Source organism: Bacillus sp. MMSF_3328 (genome assembly GCF_030733525.1).
GTDB lineage: Bacteria > Bacillota > Bacilli > Bacillales > Cytobacillaceae > Bacillus_AB > Bacillus_AB infantis.
The window spans coordinates 51,504-77,291 of sequence record NZ_JASHIV010000005.1; the positions used below are offsets into that span (position 1 = coordinate 51,504).

21 protein-coding genes are annotated in these 25,788 nt (G+C 47.1%); all 21 read right to left on the reverse strand.

Annotation, left to right across the window (positions count from 1 at the left end; genetic code table 11):
* Positions 1-5: 5 nt before the first annotated feature.
* Positions 6-803 carry a TIGR00282 family metallophosphoesterase gene (locus tag RBB45_RS10970; protein WP_009791523.1) on the reverse strand — a complete coding sequence of 266 codons (798 nt, stop codon included), beginning with the start codon at positions 801-803 and terminating at the stop codon, positions 6-8.
* Positions 804-916: 113 nt separating this feature from the next.
* Positions 917-2,479: a ribonuclease Y gene (gene rny, locus RBB45_RS10975; protein WP_306009582.1), complete on the reverse strand. Its 1,563-nt coding sequence runs from the start codon at positions 2,477-2,479 to the stop codon at positions 917-919.
* A gap of 324 nt (positions 2,480-2,803) precedes the next feature.
* Entirely contained in the window at positions 2,804-3,850 is a 1,047-nt protein-coding gene (gene recA, locus RBB45_RS10980; protein WP_022543735.1) for a recombinase RecA, read from the reverse strand.
* Between the two features lie 745 nt (positions 3,851-4,595).
* Entirely contained in the window at positions 4,596-5,837 is a 1,242-nt protein-coding gene (locus RBB45_RS10985; protein ID WP_101547516.1) for a competence/damage-inducible protein A, read from the reverse strand.
* Positions 5,838-5,884: 47 nt separating this feature from the next.
* Positions 5,885-6,463 (reverse strand): CDP-diacylglycerol--glycerol-3-phosphate 3-phosphatidyltransferase, encoded by a 579-nt coding sequence (pgsA, locus tag RBB45_RS10990; RefSeq protein ID WP_009791529.1) that lies wholly within the window; start codon positions 6,461-6,463, stop codon positions 5,885-5,887.
* 192 nt (positions 6,464-6,655) lie between these two features.
* Positions 6,656-7,561, reverse strand: coding sequence for a helix-turn-helix domain-containing protein (locus RBB45_RS10995; RefSeq protein ID WP_022543733.1), 906 nt, complete (start codon positions 7,559-7,561; stop codon positions 6,656-6,658).
* Between the two features lie 20 nt (positions 7,562-7,581).
* A complete protein-coding gene (locus tag RBB45_RS11000) occupies positions 7,582-8,373 on the reverse strand; it encodes a YmfK family protein (RefSeq protein WP_022543732.1) in 792 nt (263 codons plus the stop codon).
* 193 nt (positions 8,374-8,566) lie between these two features.
* The gene (locus tag RBB45_RS11005; protein ID WP_094767417.1) at positions 8,567-8,830 is read right to left on the reverse strand and encodes a DUF3243 domain-containing protein; all 264 of its coding nucleotides are present in this window, start codon (positions 8,828-8,830) and stop codon (positions 8,567-8,569) included.
* A 76-nt stretch (positions 8,831-8,906) separates the two neighbouring features.
* Complete coding sequence (gene ymfI / locus RBB45_RS11010; RefSeq protein ID WP_094767526.1) at positions 8,907-9,629, reverse strand: elongation factor P 5-aminopentanone reductase; 723 nt, start codon at positions 9,627-9,629, stop codon at positions 8,907-8,909.
* A gap of 60 nt (positions 9,630-9,689) precedes the next feature.
* Positions 9,690-10,976 (reverse strand): EF-P 5-aminopentanol modification-associated protein YfmH, encoded by a 1,287-nt coding sequence (gene yfmH, locus RBB45_RS11015; protein WP_306009583.1) that lies wholly within the window; start codon positions 10,974-10,976, stop codon positions 9,690-9,692.
* On the reverse strand, positions 10,977-12,257 hold the full coding sequence (gene yfmF, locus RBB45_RS11020) for an EF-P 5-aminopentanol modification-associated protein YfmF (RefSeq protein WP_306009584.1): 1,281 nt from the start codon (positions 12,255-12,257) through the stop codon (positions 10,977-10,979).
* A 373-nt stretch (positions 12,258-12,630) separates the two neighbouring features.
* Positions 12,631-13,698 (reverse strand): GGDEF domain-containing protein, encoded by a 1,068-nt coding sequence (locus tag RBB45_RS11025; protein WP_009791678.1) that lies wholly within the window; start codon positions 13,696-13,698, stop codon positions 12,631-12,633.
* Positions 13,699-13,850: 152 nt separating this feature from the next.
* Positions 13,851-14,810 (reverse strand): ABC transporter permease, encoded by a 960-nt coding sequence (locus tag RBB45_RS11030; protein ID WP_009791679.1) that lies wholly within the window; start codon positions 14,808-14,810, stop codon positions 13,851-13,853.
* A complete protein-coding gene (locus RBB45_RS11035) occupies positions 14,811-15,860 on the reverse strand; it encodes an ABC transporter permease (protein WP_094767420.1) in 1,050 nt (349 codons plus the stop codon). It abuts the gene before it with no gap.
* The gene (locus RBB45_RS11040) at positions 15,853-17,388 is read right to left on the reverse strand and encodes an ABC transporter ATP-binding protein (RefSeq protein ID WP_094767421.1); all 1,536 of its coding nucleotides are present in this window, start codon (positions 17,386-17,388) and stop codon (positions 15,853-15,855) included. Before RBB45_RS11040 ends, RBB45_RS11035 begins: the two co-directional genes overlap by 8 nt.
* A gap of 270 nt (positions 17,389-17,658) precedes the next feature.
* Complete coding sequence (locus tag RBB45_RS11045; RefSeq protein ID WP_306009585.1) at positions 17,659-18,756, reverse strand: BMP family lipoprotein; 1,098 nt, start codon at positions 18,754-18,756, stop codon at positions 17,659-17,661.
* An 89-nt stretch (positions 18,757-18,845) separates the two neighbouring features.
* Positions 18,846-19,571, reverse strand: a complete 726-nt coding sequence (locus RBB45_RS11050; protein WP_009791684.1) for a GntR family transcriptional regulator — start codon at positions 19,569-19,571, stop codon at positions 18,846-18,848.
* 407 nt (positions 19,572-19,978) lie between these two features.
* Positions 19,979-22,327, reverse strand: coding sequence for a DNA translocase FtsK (locus RBB45_RS11055; protein WP_224952340.1), 2,349 nt, complete (start codon positions 22,325-22,327; stop codon positions 19,979-19,981).
* 269 nt (positions 22,328-22,596) lie between these two features.
* Positions 22,597-22,815, reverse strand: a complete 219-nt coding sequence (locus tag RBB45_RS11060) for a YlzJ-like family protein (protein WP_009791636.1) — start codon at positions 22,813-22,815, stop codon at positions 22,597-22,599.
* Entirely contained in the window at positions 22,812-23,564 is a 753-nt protein-coding gene (locus RBB45_RS11065; protein WP_022543728.1) for a ClpP family protease, read from the reverse strand. Before RBB45_RS11065 ends, RBB45_RS11060 begins: the two co-directional genes overlap by 4 nt.
* 169 nt (positions 23,565-23,733) lie before the next feature.
* Positions 23,734-25,407: a ribonuclease J gene (locus RBB45_RS11070; RefSeq protein ID WP_009791638.1), complete on the reverse strand. Its 1,674-nt coding sequence runs from the start codon at positions 25,405-25,407 to the stop codon at positions 23,734-23,736.
* Positions 25,408-25,788 lie beyond the last annotated feature (381 nt).

Sequence of the window (25,788 nt, forward strand, 5' to 3'; positions counted from 1 at the left end):
GTTATTCAGCTGAAAAAAGGATGATCTTCGTTGATCAGAATTCTTTCTATTTTCCTGGCAAGCCCTGTTTTCCGGTCCAGTTCGACCGATACAGCGCTAAGCTGGTCCCTGCCTTCCTTCGGCACCTCAAAACGGACAGGAAGGTTTGTCATGAACCTTTTCAATACGGCTTCCTTCTCAACGCCCAGGATTCCGTCATAAGGGCCGGTCATGCCTACATCAGTTATGAAGGCAGTCCCGTCAGGAAGGATCCGGTTATCTGCCGTCTGGACATGTGTGTGCGTACCAACGACAGCAGATGCCTTTCCATCAAGATACCAGCCCATGGCCTGCTTTTCGCTTGTCGCTTCCGCATGAAAATCGACAAAGATGAAGGGAGTGCGCTGCCGGGCTTCCTCGATGAGCTCATCCGCTTTTTTAAACGGACAGTCGGACGGCTGCAAAAAGGTCCTGCCCTGAAGGTTAATAACAGCCACTTCATCATTGTTCACCTTTAAATAGACAATGCCTTTGCCAGGGTTATTATCCGGGAAGTTCGCAGGCCTGATCAGATATTTCGCACTCTCAATAAACTCAAAAATCTCTCTGTTATCCCATGTATGATTGCCAAGGGTCACCGCCTGCGCGCCTGCTTCCAAAAACCCCCGGTAAATCTTTTCAGTAATTCCTTTTCCGCCTGCAGCATTTTCACCATTAATAATGGTCACCTGTGGACGGTACTTATCTTTCAGTTTGGGCAGATATTCTTTTACCATATCACGCCCGGGAGAACCAACTACATCTCCAACAAACAAAATATTCATTCAGCAAACCCTTTCTAACTTCAATTTCTTCACTTTTATCATTGTAACACAAAAAGGAGGATTCCCATTCGTATTGTAATGCCAAAAAAATAAAGCAGCGCCGAAGCACTGCTTTATTTTGCGTATTCAACGGCTCTCGTTTCACGGATGACCGTAACCTTGATATGTCCTGGATAATCAAGCTCTTCTTCAATCTTTTTGCGTATATCCCTTGCGAGCCTGTGTGACTCAAGGTCATCAATCTGATCTGGCTTAACCATAATCCTGATTTCCCTTCCGGCCTGGATGGCAAATGATTTCTCGACCCCATCATAGGATTCGGAAATCTCCTCCAGTTTTTCCAGACGGCGGATATAATTTTCAAGCGTTTCCCTTCTCGCTCCAGGCCTTGCTGCTGATAAAGCATCTGCTGCAGCAACAAGTACAGCGATAATGGATGTAGGCTCAGTATCGCCATGGTGGGAAGCAATGCTGTTGATGACAACCGGATGCTCTTTGTACTTAGTAGCAAGCTCAACACCGATTTCAACATGGCTTCCTTCTACTTCATGGTCGATTGCTTTACCGATATCATGAAGCAGGCCGGCGCGGCGGGCAAGCGTTTCATCTTCGCCAAGCTCAGCAGCCAGCAGCCCTGAAAGCTGGGCAACTTCCATTGAGTGTTTCAGCACATTCTGTCCGTAGCTGGTACGGAACTTCAGGCGGCCGAGAATTTTGATAAGGTCCGGGTGAAGTCCGTGTACGCCGACCTCAAAGGTCGTCTGCTCACCGATTTCACGGATATGCTCGTCCACTTCGCGGCGCGCTTTATCCACCATTTCCTCAATCCTCGCCGGGTGAATGCGTCCATCCTGAACTAATTTTTCGAGAGCAAGCCTTGCTGTCTCACGGCGGATTGGATCAAACCCGGATAAAATGACTGCTTCCGGAGTATCATCGATGATAAGATCAATTCCGGTAAGCGTTTCGAGTGTACGTATATTCCGTCCTTCACGGCCGATGATACGTCCCTTCATTTCATCGTTAGGCAGATTGACCACTGATACGGTCGTTTCTGCAACATGGTCTGCAGCGCAGCGCTGAATGGCCAATGACAATACTTCCTTCGCCTTCTTGTCTGCCTCTTCCTTCGCGCGGTTTTCCGTTTCCTTCACCATTATGGCAATATCGTGAGCAACTTCCTGCTCGACCCGATCTAAAATGATGGATTTTGCCTCTTCACGAGTTAAGCCTGAGATGCGTTCCAGCTCAGATTGCTGTGCTCGTACCATCTCGTCCACTTTGCTTTCCATCTCTTCAATATGCTGTTGTTTTTTGTTAAGAGAATCGTCTCTTTTCTCCAGGATTGATTCACGCTTATCAAGCGATTCATCTTTCCGGTCAAGATTCTCCTCTTTTTGCAGTAAACGATTTTCTTGTTTTTGCAGCTCATTTCTTCGATCACGAACTTCTTGTTCAGCTTCAGTCCGAAGCTTGTGAATTTCATCTTTTGCTTCCAGCAGGGCTTCCTTCTTTAAAGCATCAGCTTCACGCCTTGCATCCTCAAGGATTTGCTCAGCAGCGTTCTTAGCTCCTGCAATTTTTGCTTCGGCAATCGATTTGCGAATAAAATAGCCAACAACTGCACCGACGACTAGGGCAAGCAAAATGGAGATGACTAATAAAATATCCATCATTTCACCTCCTCTTGCTATGAACTTTTTTGTGTTACGTTTCTAAAGTGTCGGCATGTACATTGTTTAGGATCAACATACAGCACTAAGGCTTTAAACGTTTTCAAATACTCATAAAAATGTAAAATATACAATATAATTGTAAAGCTGTGGATTTTTATTGTCAAGGGTTTGTCCTTGCGGCTTTTTTTAATATTTCGGACAAGTCTGGCAACTGCGCCGGATGTATCCCCCATTTGACGTATTCCATGCCAAATGAGCTGCCCTTTGTTTCATTCTAACCTCCATAAAAGCAAAAGGCAAAGCCTGTGGCTTTGCCTCAAGTGATCAGTCAATCAGTTCGAAATGCTCCTGATCCTGATCCTGGTTTTCATCTAATAACTTCTCCTCATCAAGACCATAGTGGTCGCGGATCTGCTTTTGGATAGTCAGCCTTAAATCAGGGTTCTCCTTAAGGAACTGTTTCGCATTCTCACGCCCTTGGCCCAGTCTCTCTTCATTGTATGAATACCAGGAGCCGCTCTTCTGGACAATATCCAGTTCAGAGCCCATATCAATGATTTCGCCTTCTTTTGAGATGCCTTCCCCGTACATGATGTCAACTTCTGCGACACGGAATGGAGGAGCAACCTTGTTTTTGACGACCTTGATTTTTGTCTTGTTTCCGACCATTTCATTGCCCTGCTTTAACGTTTCAGCACGGCGCACTTCCAGACGTACGGAAGAGTAGAACTTAAGAGCACGGCCGCCTGGAGTGGTTTCAGGATTTCCGAACATGACTCCGACTTTTTCACGGATCTGGTTGATAAAGATGGCGAGCGTCCTTGATTTATTGATCGCACCAGATAATTTACGAAGGGCCTGGGACATAAGGCGGGCCTGGAGACCGACATGGGAGTCACCCATTTCTCCTTCAATCTCTGCTTTCGGTACAAGTGCCGCTACTGAGTCGATGACAAGGATATCAATGGCACCGCTTCGCACAAGGGCTTCAGCAATTTCTAGCGCCTGTTCCCCGGTATCAGGCTGGGAAAGCAGCAATTCATCAATGTTTACGCCCAGCTTTTGGGCATATACAGGATCAAGGGCATGCTCAGCATCGATAAAGGCAGCTTGTCCGCCATTTGCCTGCACCTCAGCAATCGCATGAAGGGCAACAGTCGTTTTACCTGAGCTTTCCGGACCATAGATTTCGACTATGCGCCCCTTAGGGTAGCCTCCGACACCAAGCGCAACATCCAGCGCCAGGGAGCCGCTCGGAGAAGTTGAAATTTTGCGGTCTGTCTGCTCTCCAAGCTTCATGATCGAACCTTTACCAAATTGTTTTTCTATTTGCTTTAAAGCCATATCTAATGCAGCTTGACGTTCACTCACTAGTGATTTCCTCCTTTATATATAAAGAAAAATATGCATTGCATATTACAAAATCTATCTCAAAGAACCTATCTTTACTATATACTTTTTCCGCTTGTTTGTCGAGCAAAAAGTCGAACATTCATTCGTTTTTTTTGAGAGGGATATTGATGGGTAAATACCCCGATTCCCTCAAGAGAAAACTCTTTTCAGCCGCCTCCTTTAATACTGAAACGGCAAAACGGAAAGCTTTCTGAATATTGAAAGGGAAGTTACGGAGTTTCGCAGTTTGCCAAATTGCCAGATCAGTTATCTGACTAGCGGGGAGATCGTAAAGGAATGGTTTTAATAACAGGCAGACTTATCCTTTATTTGAATGGCCGGCAAGCCATAAAATAAACGGAGTTTCTCAAGTTTACTGCTGAATATGGCCTGGCTGGGTGTAAATAAGCGGAAAATCTCCGGTTAAGCAGATTGAAGTTGGCCATTTTCCTGTTTTTTGAGATGATAGCCGGACATTCTCCGTCTCTTTGAGCTGTTTTAGAGTGTTTGGGGAAATTTCTCCGCTTTTTTTCAACCTGTCACGGATTCCCTCATAAAGATCCGGGATGGTCCTCCGCTCTTTTATGGATGGGAGAGAAGAAAAAACTTGCTCTTAAACTGCTTTTCTTAATGTTGCTTTAATTGAATATGTACAAGACCGTCCAAAGTAGATCTTTATGCCAGAAAAATAGAAAACAGGCCATAGTCCAACGGCCCGTTTCCTTTATATCTCTTCCAGCTCTTTCATTAAGAAATGGCAGCCGTACTTCACGGATCGTGATCGGTTGGCTGCACGCGATCCGCCGAGGTTCAGCTTCTCCACATGTACCGGCCTGCCTTTGATGGCTATCCCGATGTAGACCGTGCCGACAGGTTTGCCTTCAAGCTCATCCGGTCCGGCAACCCCGGTAAAGCTGATCCCAATGTCGGCGCCTGTCAGGGAAGCTGCATTTTCAGCCAGTTCTGCGGCACAGGCTTTGCTGACAACGCCATCTTTTTCAATGGTTTCCTTTTTTACCTTCAGGACTTTTTCCTTCACTTCGTTCGTATAGCAGACAACTCCGCCCTTAAGAAGGCTTCCCGCTCCAGGTATGGAAGTGAATTCCTGCTGGAACATCCCGCCTGTCAGACTTTCCGCACAGCCGATCGTCAGCCCTTTTTCCTTCAGACGCTTTGTCAGCTCATTCATTAAGGAGGTTTCATCATACCCATAGAAGAATTCACCTGTCCTGCTGAGTATCTTCTCTTCTGCCTCTTCTATCAGCCGCAGTGCCGCGTCAAGGCTTTGATGCTTGGCTGTCAGCCTCAGGGTCACTTCCCCGTCTGCAGCGAGGGGCGCTATCGTTGGATTGGACTGACTGTCAATCAGGTCCTCGATTTCTGTCTCAAGCATAGCTTCCCCGATCCCGAAGAACCGGAGCACCCTGGAGAGGATTTTGTCCTGAGAATCCATCCTGGCAAGCAGTGCGGGGTGGCCGTATGCGAGGAACATCGGCTCCATTTCCTTTGGAGGGCCGGGAAGGAGCATATACGTTTTAGTACCTTTTGTATATACCATTCCAGGTGCCATGCCATGGTCATTCGGAAGCACTTCAGAGCCTTTAAGTACAATCGCCTGCTTCCGGTTGTTCTCTGTCATCACCCGGCCGGTCCTTTCGAAATAAAGCTCGATTTGGCGGAGCGCCTCTTCATTGTGGACAAGCTCGGCGCCCAGATGCTCTGCAATGGCCTCTTTTGTCAGATCATCCTTGGTCGGGCCGAGGCCCCCTGTGAAGATGACCAAGTCAGAGCGCTCCTCGGCTATCCCGATCGCCGCTTTGAGCCTGGAAGGATTGTCTCCAACAACCGTATGGTAAAACACATTGATGCCGATATCCGCCAGCTGCCTGGAGAGGAATCTGGCGTTTGTATTGTTGATTTGTCCTAGCAAAAGCTCTGAACCCACCGCAATGATTTCTGCATTCATTTCCTTTGTCCCCTCCTGTTGACGCCTCATCTTACATCACTTGCCTATTACTTGGAATTGATGAAAGCTGCTCTATTTTTATAAAAATAATCCCAGCCTGACCAGATTGTAAAGATCATCGCCACCCAAAGCGCAATGTCATCGAATGGCACGGAAATCAATTCAAAGATGATGTTATGCAGCAAGAGTGCCGAAATGGCGACGATCTGCGCCCATGTTTTCACCTTGCCAAGCATATTGGCTGCCACAACTTCCCCTTCGCCTGCAAGGACAAGCCTTAGGCCTGTAACCGCGAACTCACGGCTGATAATCACAATGACAATCCAGGAAGCTGCCAGTTCAAGGTCGACCAGGACAATCAAGGCTGCTGATACAAGCAGCTTATCTGCGAGCGGATCAAGGAACTTTCCGAGATTGGTGACCATGTTCAGCTTCCTTGCGTAATAGCCATCAACCCAGTCTGTCGCAGAAGCAATGATGAAAATCAAGGCCCCGACAAGATGCGTGACAGGCATTTCAGCCCCTAAAAAGGCTGCCTCCCCCCATGAGAAGGGAACAAGCATCACAATTAAAAAAAGCGGAATCAAGAAGATCCTTGATACGGTAATTTTATTAGGCAAGTTCATTATGTACCTCCAAAAAGCTATGTAGTTTCGGCAGACTTGCGCTAAAGGCGGAGAAAACATCCATGCCCCCAGAAAAGTCTTACTCTATAGTTTTACAGCAAAAAAATAAATATAGCAATTTTTTCACTTTTTTATCGGGCTGAACCTTCTTTCTTTGGCCGCCGGGAGAAAAAATAGCCATCACACGGATGGCTATTCTGTCGTTTTTGTGTAGCGGATGGTAATATCCTGCTTTACACTCTGGGAAGAAGGAATAGCATATTCCAGCTTCTGGTCATTGATATACAATTCAGTCTGGGAGGTGTTTCCTACTACGAGTACAGCCTCAGGCTCTTTCGACAAATCGATTGTCTGGCTTTCGGCAGAACCTTTTAAAAGCATTCCCTCGAAGAAAGAATAGCCTTTGCCATTCTTGATGCTCACCCAGGTTTCGCCCGTGCTGACCACTTTCAGCACGAATTGATCAGCATTTTTCACTTCATATACGGTATCATTGCCAGCTGACTCGACGACAGCAACTTCCTGTGCAGGCGGTTCCGGCTTTTCTTCTTCAGCCGGCTCTTCTTCCTCAGCAGCACCGCCGCCTTCTTCCTGGCCATCCTCTTCCTTAGGCTCTTCTTTTGCAAGATCATCCGACTGGCCGTACTCAACACCCTGCGTATTGCCATTATCGGCCGGCTCACCCTCATCTTTCCCGTTGTTTGCCATAACGATGAAATAATAGAGAAGCGCAATAACGCCGACAACAAAGACGCCAATCAGTATTTTCGGGAGCAGGTCCGCCAGCCTGGAGCTGCTGCCTGAAATATTTTTCCTGGTCTGAACCCTTGATAGCTTTTCCGGTATGTCATCACTTGCAGCGGTGACAGGGATGTCATTCTTATACTGCTCAAAAAGTTCTTCCGGATCTATGCCGACAGCCTCGGCATATTGCTTGATGAATGCCCGGACATAGAATTTGCCCGGCATCATGCTGTAGTTTCCTTCTTCAATGCCTACGAGATAGCGCTTCTGAATCTTTGTCGCTGTCTGAAGATCATCAAGGCTCATGCCTCTTTCGATCCTCGCCTCTTTTAAATGATTGCCTAGTTCTGTCAATACAAACACCTTCCACCTTACTAAAAATCAAATCCTCCAAAATCAGTCCCGGAGAACATATCATTATTCTCAACCACATCATACTTGATCTCTTCATTGTGATCATGGCGCAGTTCAATAATATAATCAAAATCCTCCATCGAATATTCTGTATTCTGCACAAAAATATCCGGATGCTCAACGACCTTGACTGCCGGAAGGCGCATGATCTCCCTCACCAGCTGCCAATGCCTTTCATTTGCCCTTCTGGTTGAAACGATCCCATCAATGATAAACAGATTATTTTCGTTGTATTCATCCTGAATCAGCTGATTCCGGATCGTCTGCTTAAGCAATGTCGATGACATAAACAGCCATCTCTTGTTGGCGCAGACACTTGATGCCACGATCGATTCTGTTTTGCCGACGCGGGGCATGCCCCTGATGCCAATCAGCTTATGTCCTTCCTGCTTGAACAGCTCTGCCAGGAAATCGACGAGCAGCCCCAGCTCATCCCGGACGAAACGGAACGTTTTCTTATCGTCTGCGTCCCTCTGTATGTATCGGCCATGGCGCACCGCCAGCCTGTCCCTCAGCTTCGGTTCCCTGAGCTTTATTACCTTTATTGTGTCCATTGTATGTAAAATAGACTCTAGTCTTTGGATTTGTTCATGATCTTTTGCAAGGATCAGCAATCCCCTTCGCCCTTCATCCACTCCATTGATGGTGACGATATTAATGGAAAGCATTCCAAGGAGCGAAGAAATGTCACCAAGCAGCCCAGGCCGGTTTTTTTGAATTTCATATTCCAGGTACCATTCCGTTTTTTCCATAGGTAAACCTCCCAGATCGTGCCAAATCCGACATTTTCCTGCATAATTTTGTCTAGCTTCTATAATAAATGATTTTCCCTGAAGATGAAAGAAAAAACCAATGTCTTTCGAATCATTCCTCATTTTTTTCATTGACTGCAAAGAAAAAAAGAGAGGGTTTGCCTCTCTTTGGAATGAACCTGTATGGAAAGTTCTATTGCTGCTGTGTTCCGTCGTTCTGAACAAGCTTGACCATCATATTGGCAATGGCATGCTGCTCTTCCTGGCTTGCCACTGACCATAGATCAGCCAACACCTTTTCCTGATCATTTTGCGGATCAACCTGTTTTGCAAGATAGTCGCCAATCTGATAAGCAAGGTCATTGACTACATCTTTGTTCATGCCTTCATTCTGGGCATGGTGAAGACGGTCTCCCAAGAAATCCTTCCAATGATTCCAGTTATCCAATACAGACATTGTTCGTACCTCCTTGTAGTATAGTACAAAGTTATTTTGCTTACAGGAGGGGCAAAATATGCATCTGTCTATAATTTTACGTGTACCAGCCGCCATTGATTCCCAGCACCTGGCCAGTGATATAGGAAGACCCTTCAGAAAGCAGGAAAGCTGCTGCATTCGCAACCTCTTCTGGTGCTGCCATCCGCCCCATCGGTATTTCTTCCTCTATCTCCATTATTTCCGATTCACTGAATGATTCCATCATCGGTGTTTTTACAGCACCAGGGGCTATCGCATTCACTCTCACCCCATTTAGGGCGACCTCCTTGCTCAAGGCTTTCACAAACGCGATCTGCGCACCTTTTGCTGCTGAATAGGCTGTTTCACAGGCGGCACCTGCCTGGCCCCAGATGGACGAAACCATGATTATGCTGCCCTGGCGCTTTTGGATCAATTTGGGCAGCAGCTCCCTGGTAAGCGCATAAGGAGACAGCACATGCACCCGCATCAGCTGTTCGAGAATCTGGTCGTCTGTATCTTCCAGTAATCCATAAAAGCCTGCCCCGGAATTATGGATAATCGCATCCAGGGAAAAGATGCTGCCGGCGATTTTCTTATAGCCGAGAGGATCTGCCAGATCACCCTGGACCGGGATATATTCCCCTTCGAATTGTGCAAGCTCTCCCAGCAGCTTCTCTATGGCCTCTATGTTCCTGTTATAATGCAGGTAAAGCGAGTGCCCCTCTTCAGCCAGCTTGAGGGCAATTGCCCTTCCTATGCCTCCGCTCGCACCGGTCACCAACGTAAATTTCTTCATTTTCTGTTCCGCTCCCTTTTCCACAATGACAGAAAGCGCCGGAAACCGGCGCTTTCCTTTTTATTTGGGAACAACCTGGCAGACAGTAAATCTGTCCTCGGACAGAAAAACATTTGCTGTCTCTTTCAGCTGTTCTAAACTGATTTTCTCGATTTCAGGCACCACTTCGAACAGGTCCATTTCATTGAAAGCATAACGGGTGAACTGGTTGGCGATATATTCGGGCGAATTGACGGAACGGAGGAATGCTCCGATTTTTTTCTTTTTCGTTCTGTCCAGCGCTTCCTGGCTGAATACATCGCCAGTCTTTGCTTCAACCAGCATGCTCCTCAATGTGCCGGCAAGCTGATCCGGATCGCTTGTGTCCCCTCCAAGCATCGCAAAGCCGAATCCCTGCTCTTGTGTATAATCATACGAGAAGGTTTCATCAATAAGCCCTTCCCTGTACAGCGTTTCGTAATTTTTGGAGCTTTTGCCGAACAGGATATCCAGCATAACATTCAGCGTCAGCTCATTCTTCAGCATTTCAGCGCCTTCCTGCTTCACATTAAGCGCTTTGACGCCCAATAAGCATTTAGAGCTTTGCACATTCATCTTCAGAACCTGCTTCTTCTCCGCAACACCGGTCATTTCCTGCTCAAACCTGCGTTCGATTGCCGGCTGGTCACTATATTCCTTTTTCTCCTGGTTGCTCCTGATCTGCCCCATAATCGCTTCAGGATCAACCGGACCGGTAACAAACAGCAGCATATTGCTCGGGTGGTAGAAGGTGTTATAGCATTCATACAATAGATCCTTGGTAATATGGGAGATTGATTCCACTGTTCCGGCAATATCAATTTTTACAGGATGATTCTGATACATATTCTGGATGAGGCCGAAATAAAGGCGCCAGTCCGGATTGTCATCATACATGGTGATTTCCTGCCCGATGATGCCTTTCTCCTTTTCTACGGTCTTTTCCGTAAAATAAGGATCCTGGACAAAGTCAATCAGTGTCTCCAGGTTCCGTTCAACGTCTGAGGTGCTGGAAAACAGATATGCTGTCCTTGTGAAAGAGGTAAAAGCATTGGCAGAAGCGCCCTGTTTGCTGAACTGCTGGAAAACGTCGCCGTCCTCTTTTTCAAACAATTTATGCTCAAGGAAGTGGGCGATGCCATCAGGAACCTTCACAAACTCCTCCTGTCCAAGCGGGACAAAGTGATTGTCCACTGAGCCGTATTTGGTTGTAAAGGTGGCATAAGTTTTGTTAAAGCCCTGCTTTGGCAGTATATAGACATCAAGGCCATTGGCCATTTTTTCGTAATATAATTTTTCTTTCAATTGGTCAAAAACGATCGTTTCCATTTATTCGCCCGCCTCCGTTCCTGTTAAGAAATATACGGTATCCATGCTGATTTTCTTTGCTGCGGCGACAATATCTTCTTTCGTGGCTTTGTCCATCTCATCCATCCACAGGTCAAGGGAAATTTCCTGGCCGGCAACTACGTTATGATAAAGGATCTCTGTCATCCCCCTGGCAGTGTCGATCGTTTCAAGCAGCTGATTCTTGATCACTGCCTTTGTCTGTGCCATTTCTTCTTCCGTAAAGTCGCCGTTTACCATGGCTTCCATCTGGTCTTTTATAATGCCGACTGCCTGGTCATAGTTTTTATTATCGATGCCGGACATGACCATCATCAATCCTTTATGGCTTTCAAGCCTGCTGGCGACGTAATAGGCAAGGCTTGCTTTTTCCCTGACATTGATAAACAGCTTCGAATGTGAAAAGCCGCCGAAAATGCCGTTGAAAACCTGGAGGGCGTAGTAATCTTTATCTCCATAGAGGATATTGGTCCGGTAGCCTATGTTGAGCTTCCCTTGTTTTACATCCTGGATTTCTTTGACTTCATTTACATCCCCACCTTCAGCGGAAGAACCGCGCGGAAGCTGCTTAGGCTCTCTCGGAGAGAACTTGAGATACTCCCCTGCCATCGCTTCAACTTCGCCAGGATCAACGTCACCGATCACATAAAAATCGAGCTGATCTTCTGCAAATGCCCGTTCATAATATTGGTAAAGCTTTTCAGGGGTGATGCTGTCGACTTCGTCCATTTCTCCGTTTACATGGAGGGCATAAGGCTCCCCTTTGCACATTTCTTCAACAAGCCTGAAATTGGAATATCTCATTTTATCATCAAACACAGATTGAATCCGCTGCTTTTGCGTCCTTTTTTCCTGTCTGACTGTTTCCTCATTGAATTTCCCATCCTGCGCATTTGGCTTCAGCAGGATTTCAGCAAGGAATTCAAAAGCCTTCCTTAACAATGGTGCCGGATCCGAAAGAAATTTCTCATTGGCGATATCCATTGAAAAAGTAACAACATGGTACTCGCCCTTTTTTGCCAAATCCACATACAGACTGGCGCCGTATAAATCATCAAGATGCGAGCGGAGAAGCCCTGTGGCTGGAAATCTGCTTGAACTGCTCTGCAGGACATACGGGAAAAGTGCTCTTAGAGTCGCATCTTCTTTTTGAAGAGGAGCTTTCATTTTCCAAATCAGTGTATTGGTTTTGAATTTGCCGGTCTTGACTATATGGAGGTCATACCCTTCCATCTTTTTTACGATTTCATCCATAACGGCCATATACATCCTCCTAAATTCCTGCTTTTCCAAAAGATAAGATAGTATATTTTTTTCTAATTTGATTACTGTCTAGCTCCAGCGCCTACCCCCTCGAGGTCACAAGCCAATCCTCCCAAAAAGGCAAAGAACGCCTTTCCGGGAGGTTCGTCTTGTGCTTGTCGGGGGTGAGCAAGGCGCTTGCGCTTTTCTTATCTTATGTAGACGCTGCTCAGGTTATTTTTTAATCTTCTCCATAAAAATAAAACATATTCTAACTATAACGTTTCCTAAATTGAGATAGCAAATGATTGATGCGCAGGGAAGGTATGCCAAAGAGGGTATTTTTGTGATAAACAAAGCAGCCCCTTTTATGGAGACTGCTCTTAGATTATACTTATCCGCTATTGGCACTCATGATTTTTTTTGATGGCAGCGTATTCTTCATGATAAGGCCGCTGCTGAAAATGGCCCTGCTTTTCCCGCTGGTTTTGGCCTGGTAAAGCAGGGCATCGGCTTCTTCAAGTGCAAGCTTTGTATTTCCGCTGCTTAAGAAACTGGCGCCAAAGCTCATTGTGACAGGCTGTTTCCCTCCGGCCATAACCTCCTGAGCCACACTGTCCAGAAGGCCCGTCAGGATGTTAATGACCTTTTCCTCGCGGTTCCCAGGGATAAGGAAGGCAAATTCTTCTCCTCCATAGCGGTAAATTCTGCAGCCGTTCAGCTTTTCAGCCCTCATGAAAGTGCGGCCCAGCTTTTTCAGCACTTCATCGCCTTCAAGATGGCCGTAATAGTCGTTGATACCTTTGAAATTATCTACATCAGCTAAAAGGATGAAGCAGGGTTCCGCTGTTTTTTCTATAAGGTTCAGGTGCTCATGGAATGCTCTTCTATTGGCAAGCCCGGTTAGGAAATCTGTGTACACCATTCTTTTTAATTTTTCGATCTGAGACTTTTGCCTCGTTTCCCTGACAGCGGCACCACCGGCCAGAATTCCGGTTATCCAGAGGCTCCCCAATGGAAGAAGAAGGTGTTCTGCATCTTGCCCTAAATCTGTCCCGGCCAGAATAGAAGCTGAAAAGAACAATGCTGAAAACAGTGCACCTTTAGTGCGCATCCTGATGGCTGCAGTCACGGTAAGCAGGATGGCCAGTGGATAAAAGACGGCAGCCCCGTCTCCAGAAATCATATACAGGACAGCTGCAGCAATATGGTCGCAGCCAGTCCATACAGCCGCAAGGCGCCTGCTTGCTTTTCCGTTTTTTATAAAGCTTGTACATATATGGGCAGCTGTAATATAGATGAAGGAAAATACGGCAAGGACTGCCGGAAGCGCTGTCTTCTCTGCCTGAAATGGAGCAGCTGGTGAATGGCTTATGAAGAGGACCAGAAGGAGAAAGAACCATCTGCTATAGGAAACAATCTTATCTGTATGATAATCATCGAAAAACAAGGATTTTGGCATATGACGGCCCCGATCAGAAATGATAGAATATTAACTATTTAATTTTAAGGCAGGTTTTTCCAAGAGTCAATCTATTCAGTTAATTTTTTCCTTAAATGGCAATCTATCAAAACAATTGAAAAACCCGGCCTGCATGACCGGGTTCAGTATGATTATCTTTTTCCTTTTATATATGGAGTACCGAGTGCCTTCGGTGCATCTGCGCGGCCGATGAAGCCTGTCAATGCCAGGATGGTCAGGACATAAGGCGCAATCAGCAGATAAACATTCGGAATGTTCTCAAGCAGCGGCAGGCTGGAGCCTACAATGCTCAAGCTCTGGGCAAAGCCGAAGAACAAAGCAGCGCCCATTGCTCCAAGCGGATGCCATTTACCGAAGATCAGTGCTGCCAAAGCCATAAAGCCCTGCCCGCTGATGGTAGCGTGCCCGAAGTCAGAAGAAATCGACTGTGCATAAACTCCGCCGCCGACACCTGCAAGCGCACCTGAGATGACTACGCCGATATAACGCATTCTTGTTACATTGATGCCCATCGTATCAGCAGCCATCGGATGTTCACCGACTGATCTCAGACGGAGGCCGAATGGCGTTTTGAACATCACATACCATGCAATGAAAGCGATGATGATAGCAACAAAGGATGTATAATAGGTATTGGAGAAAAGGATTTCCCCTATGATTGGTATATCGCTTAATAATGGTATATCGACCTTGCTGAAGCCCACCTGGATGATATCTGTCTGGCCTTTATCATAGATGAACTTGACAAGGAATAATGCAAGTCCGATTGCCAGCAGGTTGATGGCTACCCCGGAAACAGTCTGATCAGCCCGGAATGTGATGGAAGCTACCGCATGGATGAGGGCGAACAGTCCGCCGACAACCAGCGCTGCGACCAAAGCGAGCCATGGAGTTGCTTTTCCCAGTGAATCAACAAATGTCAGGTTAAATACGATTGCAGTGAACGCTCCTATAACCATTAATCCTTCGAGTCCGATGTTGACAACACCGGAGCGCTCAGAGAAATTTCCGCCCAATGCAGTGAAAATAAGCGGTGCCGCCCATAATAGCGTGGAAGGAACAATGATCAGCAAAATATCCATAAAGCCCACTTATTTCACCCCCTTCTTGCCAAACTTATCAATGACGATGCGAATCATGTAGCTGGCTGCTACAAAGAATACAATCAGCGCGATGATGATATCTACCAGTTCATTCGGCACTCCGGCCTCAAGAGGCATATTCAGTGCCCCTACTTTAAGGCCGCCGAACAGGATAGCGGCAAACACGATTCCGATCGGACCGTTTGCCCCTAGGAGCGCAACTGCGATTCCATCAAAACCGACGCCGGTGAACCCGCCTTTGATTGCTGCATAGCCAAAGGTGCCCAGACCTTCCATTGCACCGGCAAGCCCTGCAAAAGCACCTGAAATGACCATTGATAAAATAATATTAGAGCTTACATTCATTCCGGCATACTGGGATGCATGCTGGTTAAAGCCTACTGCCTTCAATTCATATCCTTTGGAAGTCTTCTCCAGCAGGAACCACATGATGAACACACAAACGAGTGCAATCAAAATTCCCCAGTGAAGCCTTGAATAGTCAGTGATGCTTTCAAAGAATGGTGATCTCAGAGAAGCTGACTCTGCGATATTTTCAGTTCTGTCCGCATTGTCAGTCAATACTGAACGAACAATATAGTTTGTTACATGCAAGGCAATATAGTTCATCATGATGGTCACGATAACTTCGTGAACCTTGAACTTAGCCTTCAGCAAGCCAGGGATGAATGCCCAAAGTGCACCTGCTGCCGCTGCTGCCAGTACAGCAAGCGGAAGATGAATGAACTTAGGGAGATCATCGAAGGCAAGCCCGACCCAGACAGCCGCAAGCCATCCGACAATCAGCTGCCCTTCGACACCTATATTGAACAGCCCTGTCCTGAATGCAAACGCTACAGCCAAACCGGCCAATATATATGGCGTTACCTGGCGGACGACCTCACCAGTGTAATACACTTCGCCAAATGCTCCGTTCCACAATGCTGTATAACCGGCAACCGCATCATAGCCTGTCGCAATCATGATGATGGTGCCGACAATAACTCCCAGCAGAACCGCTATTAAAGGAATCATTATATTTTTCAAACGACTAGACATTAGACTTTTCACCCGCTTCCTTTCTTTTCGACCCTGCCATCAGCAGCCCCAGTTCCTGCTCTGTCGTTTCAGCCGGATCTACGACCGCTACAATCTCACCTTCATAAATAACGGCAATCCGGTCGCTGACATTCATGATTTCATCCAGCTCGAAAGAAAGAAGCAGAACGGCTTTGCCGTTATCACGCTGCTCAATCAGGCGCTTATGGATGAATTCAATGGCCCCTACATCAAGGCCCCTTGTCGGCTGGGCAGCGATGAGCAAATCAGGGTCGCGGTCAATTTCACGGCCGATGATCGCTTTTTGCTGGTTTCCGCCTGACAATGCCCTTGCCTCTGTATACTCAGTCGGCGTTCTGACATCATATTCTTTTATCAGCTTGCGGGCCTTATCGTAAATCTCTTTAAAGTTTAATACACCATACCTGGAGAAAGGCTTTTTGTAGTATGTCTGCAGCACGATATTATCGCCAATCGGAAAATCCAGCACAAGTCCGTGCTTATGCCTGTCCTGAGGAATATGGCCGATCCCGCTTTCAGTGATTTTCCTTGGAGACAGATTTCTGATATTTTTTCCGTTCAGGCTGATGGTGCCGTCCTCTGCTTTTCTCAGTCCGGTGATCGCTTCGATCAGCTCTGTTTGTCCATTGCCGTCAACACCGGCAATTCCGACAATTTCGCCTGCTTTTATCTTTAAATTGAGATTGTTTACAACAGGGACGCCCCTCGAATCTTTAACCGTAAGCCCATTGATTTCAAATGCAACCTCTTTTGGATCTGCAGCCTTCTTATCTGTCTTGAACGTGACTTCACGTCCGACCATCAGGCTTGCCAGCGCATTCGGGTCTGTCTCGCTTACGTTGACTGTTCCGATGCCGACACCTTTGCGGATGACTGTAACCCTGTCGCAGACCTCCATGATCTCTTTCAGCTTGTGCGTGATCAGGATAATAGATTTGCCTTCCTTGATCAATGTCCGGAAAATCTGGATCAGCTCGCCGATTTCCTGCGGAGTCAGAACAGCGGTCGGCTCATCAAAAATCAGGATTTCAGCTCCCCTGTATAACGTCTTCAGGATTTCAACACGCTGCTGCATCCCTACAGAAATATCGGATATCTTTGCCTGGGGATCTACGGATAAGCCGTAGCGCTCAGAGATTTCCCTTACTTCCTGTTCAGCTTTTTTAATATCGATTCTCCCGGCGGTTGTTGTTTCTTTTCCGAGAATGATATTTTCAGTGACAGTAAACGTGTCGACCAGCATGAAGTGCTGATGGACCATGCCGATGCCAAGGTCATTGGCTATGTTCGGGTTAGTGATGCTGACCGGCTTTCCGTTGACGCGGATTTCACCTTTTTCAGGCTGATACAGGCCAAACAGCACGTTCATCAGCGTTGATTTTCCTGCCCCGTTCTCACCTAAGAGAGCGTGGATCTCACCCTTCTTCAATTGAAGAGTAATATTGTCGTTTGCGACGATGCCCGGAAATTCTTTGCGGATATTGAGCATTTCAATAACGTATTCCATTCTTCCACTCCTCGCACAAATTAATAGAAAATATAGTAGTAAGAGGTCATACCTTAGAAGCTGTAAAAAAATCCGGCAGGTGCCGATTCCTCCGGCCTGCGGCTTTGCATTCCGGTTTTCAAGGTTTCTTAAACATCTATATTTCAGAGAAGATATCTAAAACACTAAGTGAAAGGCAGAATCATTCTGCTCTTCAATTAATGTTCCAGCCTGCAATTTGCATTAAAAAGGAATAAGTGGGCCTTACAACCCCCTTATTCCCTTTTTGTATTATTCAGCCTTGAAGTTTTCAAGCTCAGCTCTTGTACCAGGTACAACAACATCGCCGCTCTTGATTTTATCCTGCCACTCAGTTACAGCAGCTTCGATGTCGGATTTCACAGAAACTTCGTCATTGATTTCTGCAAGGCCTACACCGTCTTCAGCTAAACCGTAAGTAGTGATTTCGCCGCCAGGGAAGTTGCCTTCCATAGCTTTTGTTGAAAGGTCTTTCACTGCATTGTCAACGCGCTTAAGTGCAGAAGTGATGATGACGTTATGGTCGCCGACAACACCTTCAGCTGTCTGGTCGGAGTCAACGCCGATTGCCCAGATTTCTTTAGAAGGATCTTTCTGCTTAAGGTCGCGTGCTTCTTTGAATAGTCCGTTACCAGTTCCTCCGGCAGCGTGGAAAATAACATCTGCTCCAGAAGAGTACATCTTAGCAGCAATTGTCTGGCCAAGTTCAGCTTTATCAAATGCGCCAGCGTACTGTACATCTACTTGTGCTTCAGGGTTGATCGCCTGTACACCTGCAAGGAAGCCGGATTCGAAGCGCTCGATAACTGCTCCTTCAATACCGCCGATGAAGCCGATTTTGTTTGATTTAGTTGTTAGACCAGCTGCAATCCCAGCAAGGAAAGAAGCTTCCTGCTCTTTGAAAAGGATGCTTGCAACGTTAGGCTGCTGTACTTCTGCATCAACGATCGCGAAGTGGGCATCTTTCTGCTGCTGAGCGATTTCATCAACAGCTCCCTGCATCATGAATCCAATACCGAATACAACATCAAAGTCTTGGCGAACAAGGTTGTTCAGGTTTGTTGCGTAATCAGCGTCTGATTGTGACTGAAGATAGTCAAAGCCGCCTTTGCCTTTTTCCAGGCCGTTTTCTTCACCAAATGCCTGAAGACCTTCCCAGGCAGATTGGTTGAATGATTTATCATCAACACCGCCGACATCAGTTACCATTGCAACAGAGAATGCTTTTTCTTTGTCTGTGCCGCCATCACCAGCTGCATCGTCTTTTTCTTCACTGTTTCCGCAAGCACCAAGAATCGTGCCGGCTGCAAGAACAAGTGACAGCGCCAAACCAAATTTACGCTTTTTCAAGGTTTGTACCCCCCAAGGAATTTGTTTGAAATTTTAGCAGGAATATTCTGAAAAACAGATTTGTTTTCGCTTTCACTTCCGCAAAAAAATTATATTCTCCTGCGAAGGACATGGAAGCTGAACTTGTCGGCCTTAAAATAATTCACCGAGTAAAGGACTGGTTCATCCATTTCGTCGTAATGCATCTGCTTTAACACAAGCAGTGCAGTTTCCGGTTCACATTCTAGAATCGGGGAAATCTTCTCGTGGTAGCCGATCGGTTCAATCTGGGCAACGGCATAGGTGATTTTTTTATTGGCTTCTTCTTCGAGCACATTAAAAATCGATTCCTGGTCATGCGTGAAGCTTTCCGGGAGTATCTTTTCCGGCAGCTTGTCCACACAGTAGACTACAGGCTCCCCATTCGCTGTCCTGACCCTTTCGATAACCACAATCCCTTCCTCCGCCGAACATGAGAAACGACGCACATCCTCTTCGGTCGGCCCCTGAGTGACTGAGCTTAAGAATACGGTTCCTGGTTTCATCCCTGCCTGCAGAATCATATTGGTCACGCTGTTAAGCTGCTCGATTCCTGAAGTGAAGAGAGGCTTTGCATTCACAAAGGTTCCTACACCATGCCTGCGGATAATCACGTTTTCTTCTTCAAGAATACGGAGCGCTTCACGCAGTGTAGCTCTGCTTACTCCAAGCTGCTTTGCAAGGTCAAATTCAGAAGGAAGCTTTTCTCTTTCTTTATAGAGCCCTTCTTCAATGTCCTGCTTTAATCGATCGATGACTTGCAGGTATAGATGCCGGTTATCTGACTTAATTGACATGCAGGGTTCCTCCAACCTTTTTTCTCAAGACATCAGACCTCTGATGTTTAATGATTCCTACTAATCGAAAATACTATAACACTTTTTATTTAATAAATAAATAGAATTTCGAGAATTTGTCGAAAAAAGGTGGTTTAGATCCCTTTATCAGAAAACACTTAAAAATCCCCCGATTCAGAAACGGAAATACTAGGAAAAACCATTCTTTTTTAAGCGCTTTCCTGTTATTTATTCCCTAACTAAATTGAAATTTCTTCCATAACGCAAGACTCGCTGACTATAAAAATAGTGCCGGCCCTCCAATACTATGAAAGCGCTTTTAATAGTATAACCTTATTCGCTTCTGTTCTGCTATCTTTTTTTCAGCTCAAAAAAAAAACCGGTCTCCCCGACCGGTTTTTTTCCGATTATGAACTTGCTTCCTCTGATGCCTTGGCAACCAGGACCGCCCTAGGCTTGCTGCCTTCGTATGGTCCTACAATCCCCCTCAGCTCCATTTCATCAATGAGCCTTGCCGCCCGGGTATAGCCGATTCTGAAGCGCCTCTGAAGCATGCTGACGGATGCAGTCTGCATCTCCACTATTAGCTCCACCGCTTCTTCGTAAAGGTCATCATCAACCTCTGACGCCGTTTCCGGCACATCATCGGGGATCATCTCTTCCTGATACTGCGCTTTCTGCTGGGAAATGACGAAATCGACTACCTCTTCAACTTCTTCGTCGGAAAGAAAAGCGCCCTGGACCCTGACCGGCTTAGAAGCGCCGACAGGAAGGAACAGCATATCCCCCCGTCCAAGGAGCTTTTCTGCTCCTCCCATGTCCAGGATGGTCCTGGAATCAGTCATGGAGGATACTGCAAAAGCGATCCTTGAAGGAATATTCGCCTTGATGACACCTGTGATGACATCTACAGATGGACGCTGGGTCGCGATGATCAAATGGATCCCTGCGGCCCTCGCCATCTGTGCGAGCCTTGTAATGGCATCCTCAACGTCCGAGGATGCCACCATCATCAGGTCTGCCAGCTCGTCCACAATGACGACGATATAAGGCAGGAGGGGCTGCTGTGCCTCTTCTTCTGCATTATGCCGTTTAACATGCTCATTATAGCCTTCAATGTTCCGGGTCCCTGTATGGGAAAATAATTCGTAGCGCCTTTCCATCTCACTGACCACTTTTTTCAGCGCCTGTGACGCTTTCTTTGGATCGGTGACAACAGGTGCCAGCAGATGGGGCGCACCGTTATACACATTCAGCTCGACCATTTTCGGGTCGATCATCATCAATTTCACTTCATGCGGCTTGGCGCGCATCAGGATGCTTGTGATAATGCCATTGATGCAGACACTTTTCCCGCTGCCCGTTGCCCCGGCAACAAGCAAATGGGGCATCTTATTCAGCTCAGCCAGGACAGCTTCGCCTGTGATATCGCGGCCAAGGCCGATCATCAGCTTGCTGTCCGGCCTGTCGTTCTGCTTGGACTCCAGCACTTCACGCAGAGACACCATGGCAACCTCTGTATTCGGCACTTCAATCCCCACCGCCGATTTGCCAGGGATCGGGGCCTCGATCCTGATTCCCTTTGCTGCAAGGGCAAGGGCCAGGTCATCACTTAAACTTACGATTTTGCTTACCTTCACGCCCACATCGGGATGGACCTCATACTTGGTTACTGCCGGCCCTAAATGGACCTGAGTAACCCGGGCCTTGACCCCGAAGCTCTGGAAGGTGCGCTCAAGCTTGGCGGCATTGGCATGTATCTGTTCATACTCACCGCTTTGATCCGCCTGCCTCGGCAGAGTAAGAAGGCTCAGCGGAGGAAGCTCATAGTCCACATTTTCCACCTCTGTAAAAGTGATGGCTGGTGCAGACTCTTCCTCTGCTGCCTCTTCGCCGCCCGGCTTGGACTTCCGTTTTGCTGCTTCCGGCACGGGTTCGGGCTGCTGCTGGTAAGCCCGCTCAGCGAAGCTTGAAATGATCGGTTCAGGCGAAGGCTCTTCTTCAGCCGGCAGCGGCGGCTGGGAAATATTGGCGGACGGTTCAGGCTCCCGCTCTTCGGCTGACTGGCGCAGCTCTTCCTGCCTCTGCCTCCGCTCATCGCTTCTTTCACGGAATTTACGCTTCGATTCCTTCATATCTTCCAAAAACGCTTCCCATTGCTTTTTGATGAAGCCCCAAATGGAGATAAACAGCTTGCCTGCGGCTTCCCCAAAGGTCTTTCCGGTCAGCAGCACAAGCCCGATTATAATCAGTAAAGCAGCAATCAGCTTTGTGCCGGCTTCATCAAACAAGAAGTAAGACATCGCAAACAGCACCGAGCCAACCATGCCGCCGCCGAGATCGGTCGTGCTCGTTTCGCCGCCTGCCTCCATCCAGAATAGCTCCCATGTGTTGCCGATGACGCTTGGATCTTCAAACTTGCCGCCGTTTGAAAGCAGCTGGAAAAGTGTCACATGGCTGAGAAGCAGCATGGACGCGATGACCAGGTACAGCCCCATCAGCTTAGTATGGAAAAGATACGGCCGTTCCCTTTTCCACATCAGATATCCTCCATACACAGCCATCCCCAGAAGTCCCAGTATGTACCATTCTCCCATGAAAAAACGGAAGAACATGACGATCGATGTCCCGACCGCACCGAGTTTTGCTATTGAAATCACTGACAGAGCAATCATTATCAATCCAGTCAGTTCATATTGCACAGTTTTTTTCAGTTTTTCTTTGCTCTTCGATTGCCTTCTTTTTCTTTTTGCCATTTCATCACCCTGTACTGCAGATTTCTATCCTGATTCATTATTGCCTCAGCCGGTATGCGGCAGACGTCCGCCACTCATCTTAAAACAAAGAAAACCCGGCAGACTGCCGAGCCCTAAAAAGGCGGAGCATAAACGGAACTGCCCTTTCTCCATCCCGGCAATCCGGCCGCACCGCTGCTTCCTTGAAAGCCGCAGCATGACAAGGAAAGCAGCCATATGGCTGCTCTTAGTAGTATAACAATATTATAGCATATAGCCCGGATTTTGGGTTATACTATTGTAATTTTAGAACCGGGCATGCATCTATCATCCAGAAAATGATTCGGGTCTGTGCTCATGACCCTTATCACTGTATATTGCTGGGGCATATCACCGACAGCTTCGGCAAGCACAGGTATCCCTTCAAAAGAAAGGAATTTTTGTCTGGCAAATGCGCTTTCTTCCGGCTGGAAAATCAGCTCCTGGGGCATCGATGTGTATAAAATCATTGCACCAGCCCCTCTTCCTTGCCTTTGTTCAGGTCAATCAGCTCATTCAGCTTCTTAAGGGCCGGCCCGACACCGCCGACTGCATCAATCAAGCCGTAGGATACCGCATCTGCACCGACTACATTCGTTCCAATATCCCTGGTCAGATTTCCTTTTGCAAACATCAGGTCCTTGAATTGCTGCTCAGACACCTTTGAATGCCCTGTCACAAAATTGATGACCCTATCCTGCATCTTGTCCAGATATTCAAAAGTCTGCGGGACCCCGATGACCAATCCAGTCAGGCGGATCGGATGGATCGTCATTGTTGCCGTTTCCGCTATAAAACTATAGTCACAGGATACAGCAATCGGAACACCGATGCTATGCCCGCCTCCAAGTACGATTGATACGGTCGGCTTAGAAAGGGAAGCAAGCATTTCAGAAATGGCCAGCCCGGCCTCTACGTCTCCCCCCACTGTATTCAGGATCACCAGCAGCCCTTCAATTTTTGGGTTTTGCTCTATTGCTACAATCTGGGGGATCAGATGCTCATATTTCGTCGTTTTATTTTGCGGCGGCAGCTGAAGATGCCCTTCGATTTGTCCGACGATCGTCAAACAATGAATGGTTGTATCCTGTGAAAGCTGGGGCACATTCGTCTGGCCCAGCTGCTGTATTTTTTCCATCAGTGCTGATGGTTTATCTTCCTTGGGCTGTTCCGGACTTCCTCCGCCTTCATTGGCATTTTGAAAAAAATTCTCATCCATCCTGTATTCTCCTTTCAAGGCTTAATATCGTTAGTATGGACGCCAATGCCTTTTTCATTCCGGCACAGCCAAAAAACGGGCAATTCTTTCCCGCGGGAGGATTTACAGTTTTAATCAAAATAAAGGCCATGAAGCAGCTGCTTCATAGCCTCTTAACATATGCTGTAATCTATTGCTTCACTTCCATGATGATCGGCAGGATCATCGGACGGCGCTTTGTTTTTTCGTAGAAGAATTGATTGAGCTCATCGCGCATATCCTGTTTGACAGCAGCCCAGTCAAAACTTTCTTTCTGGGAGCCGCGATGGACGATTTCCTTGACCATATCGGCTGCCTGAACCAGCAGCTTTTCAGATTCCCGCACGTATACAAAACCGCGTGAAATGATTTCAGGCCCTGCCGCTATCTGCTTATCATGGCGGTTCAGCGTCACGACAACGATCAAGATCCCGTCCTGTGAAAGCAGCCTTCTGTCCCTCAGGACGATATTCCCGACATCACCAACGCCGATCCCGTCAATGAGTACATTTCCAGCCGGCACCCGGCCGCTTTGCTTGATTCTGCCATCCTTGATTTCAAAGACATCCCCTTTTTCAGGAATGAGGATCGAGTCCTGGCTGATTCCGCATTCTGCTGCTAGCTTTCCATGCGATTTCAGGGTTTTATATTCTCCATGCACAGGGATGAAATGTTTCGGCTTCATCAGATTGATCATGAATTTCAATTCTTCCTGGCTTCCATGGCTTGATGCAGTGGCACTGTTCTTTCCGGTGATCACGGTCGCTCCGGCCCTGTAAAGCATATCCATCGTCTTATAGATGAACACTTCTCCCCCTCTGATCGGGGCAGCAGCGAGGTAGACGGTGTCACCTTCCTGGATCGTTACCTGCCTGTGGGTCCTTTTCGCCATTTTCTGCAGCGCCTCGATCGGCTCGCCCTGGGAGCCGGCCGTCAGGATGACCACTTCATGGTCCCTGAAGCTGCCAAGCTCTGATAAAGGTATGAGGATATCATCTTTGACAGCCAAATAACCGAGCTGGACTGCCAGGTCATATACCTTTTGGATGCTCTTCCCTGCCACAGCAACTTTCCTGCCGCTTTCCTCTGCCGCATCGAATATATGCTGTATCTGAATTAAATCAGAAGCAAAGCAGGCTGCGATGACCCTTCCTTTTGCGCTATAGAATGCATGTGCCATCGCTTTTTGCACGACTGCCTCGGATGTTGAGTATCCGGGCCTTTCTGCATCTGTACTGTCTGACAGAAGGCATAATACCCCATTGTCGCCGATTCCGGCCATTTTTCCAATCTCCGCTTTGTACAATTCAGGAGCAGCCTGGTCAAACTTAAAGTCGCCAGTGTAGACGATGCTTCCCTCTGAAGTATGGATGCATATTCCGACTGAATCAGGGATGCTGTGATTGGTCCGGAAAAATGATACACTCGAATGTTCAAATTCAAGCACTGAATCGGAATTGATTTCAATCAGTTCTGCTTTGCCCCTGTAGTCCTGCTCCTTCATCTTCGCCTTGGCCAAAGCAAGGGTCAGCTTTGTGCCATAGACGGGGACAGATACCTTTTTAAGCACATAAGAAAGAGCCCCAATGTGGTCCTCATGTCCATGTGTCAGGAAAATGCCACGGATTCTGTCTTTATTCTGTACCAGATAGGAAACATCGGGAATCACAATATCAATCCCAAGCATTTCGTTCTCCGGAAACATTAGCCCTGCGTCGATGACGTACAGATCTTCATCCACTTCTGCAAGGTACATATTTTTGCCGATTTCCCCGACGCCGCCGAGGGCGATCAGCCTGATGCTTTCATTTTTTCTATTATTCACCTAAAAGCTCCTCCAATGCTGTTTCGGCTGTGCCCCGGACAGGGGCGAGCCTTTTTAATATATATAGCTGTATAGCTTAACACGCTTATAAACAGAAAACGTCCTTAAAACTTTTATGTATACTGACTGCATGGTTCAGCAAAAAAACATGATGGCGGCCTAAAGCCGGGACCGGCTTAGGAACGGATCTGACAGGCAAACCTATTTCCTAGGATAAGCCATCACTCTTCCTTCCTGAATCCGGAGCAGCCCACACTGGTTTCTGGCCTTCCTCACAGCTGGCCTGCTTTATGGCAAAGCAGCCCCTATTCAAGGCCGCTTTTATCTATGAAAGAATATTCAAAAAATGTATTGCATAATCGGACGAGTTCAGTTACACCC

Excerpts from the sequence above, each read along its gene's own strand:
- RBB45_RS10970 (WP_009791523.1), bottom strand. The coding sequence starts at position 803 with ATGAATATTTTGTTTGTTGGAGATGTAGTTGGTTCTCCCGGGCGTGAT.
- RBB45_RS10985 (WP_101547516.1), bottom strand. The coding sequence starts at position 5,837 with ATGAATGCAGAAATCATTGCGGTGGGTTCAGAGCTTTTGCTAGGACAA.
- RBB45_RS11055 (WP_224952340.1), bottom strand. The coding sequence starts at position 22,327 with ATGGCAAAAAGAAAAAGAAGGCAATCGAAGAGCAAAGAAAAACTGAAA.
- RBB45_RS11025 (WP_009791678.1), bottom strand. The coding sequence starts at position 13,698 with ATGCCAAAATCCTTGTTTTTCGATGATTATCATACAGATAAGATTGTT.
- RBB45_RS11000 (WP_022543732.1), bottom strand. The coding sequence starts at position 8,373 with ATGGAAAAAACGGAATGGTACCTGGAATATGAAATTCAAAAAAACCGG.
- rny (WP_306009582.1), bottom strand. The coding sequence starts at position 2,479 with ATGATGGATATTTTATTAGTCATCTCCATTTTGCTTGCCCTAGTCGTC.
- pgsA (WP_009791529.1), bottom strand. The coding sequence starts at position 6,463 with ATGAACTTGCCTAATAAAATTACCGTATCAAGGATCTTCTTGATTCCG.
- yfmH (WP_306009583.1), bottom strand. The coding sequence starts at position 10,976 with ATGGAAACGATCGTTTTTGACCAATTGAAAGAAAAATTATATTACGAA.
- RBB45_RS11040 (WP_094767421.1), bottom strand. The coding sequence starts at position 17,388 with ATGGAATACGTTATTGAAATGCTCAATATCCGCAAAGAATTTCCGGGC.
- RBB45_RS11050 (WP_009791684.1), bottom strand. The coding sequence starts at position 19,571 with ATGTCAATTAAGTCAGATAACCGGCATCTATACCTGCAAGTCATCGAT.
- RBB45_RS11035 (WP_094767420.1), bottom strand. The coding sequence starts at position 15,860 with ATGTCTAGTCGTTTGAAAAATATAATGATTCCTTTAATAGCGGTTCTG.
- RBB45_RS11005 (WP_094767417.1), bottom strand. The coding sequence starts at position 8,830 with ATGTCTGTATTGGATAACTGGAATCATTGGAAGGATTTCTTGGGAGAC.
- RBB45_RS11065 (WP_022543728.1), bottom strand. The coding sequence starts at position 23,564 with ATGGATGAGAATTTTTTTCAAAATGCCAATGAAGGCGGAGGAAGTCCG.
- yfmF (WP_306009584.1), bottom strand. The coding sequence starts at position 12,257 with ATGGCCGTTATGGATGAAATCGTAAAAAAGATGGAAGGGTATGACCTC.
- ymfI (WP_094767526.1), bottom strand. The coding sequence starts at position 9,629 with ATGAAGAAATTTACGTTGGTGACCGGTGCGAGCGGAGGCATAGGAAGG.
- RBB45_RS11060 (WP_009791636.1), bottom strand. The coding sequence starts at position 22,815 with ATGATTTTATACACATCGATGCCCCAGGAGCTGATTTTCCAGCCGGAA.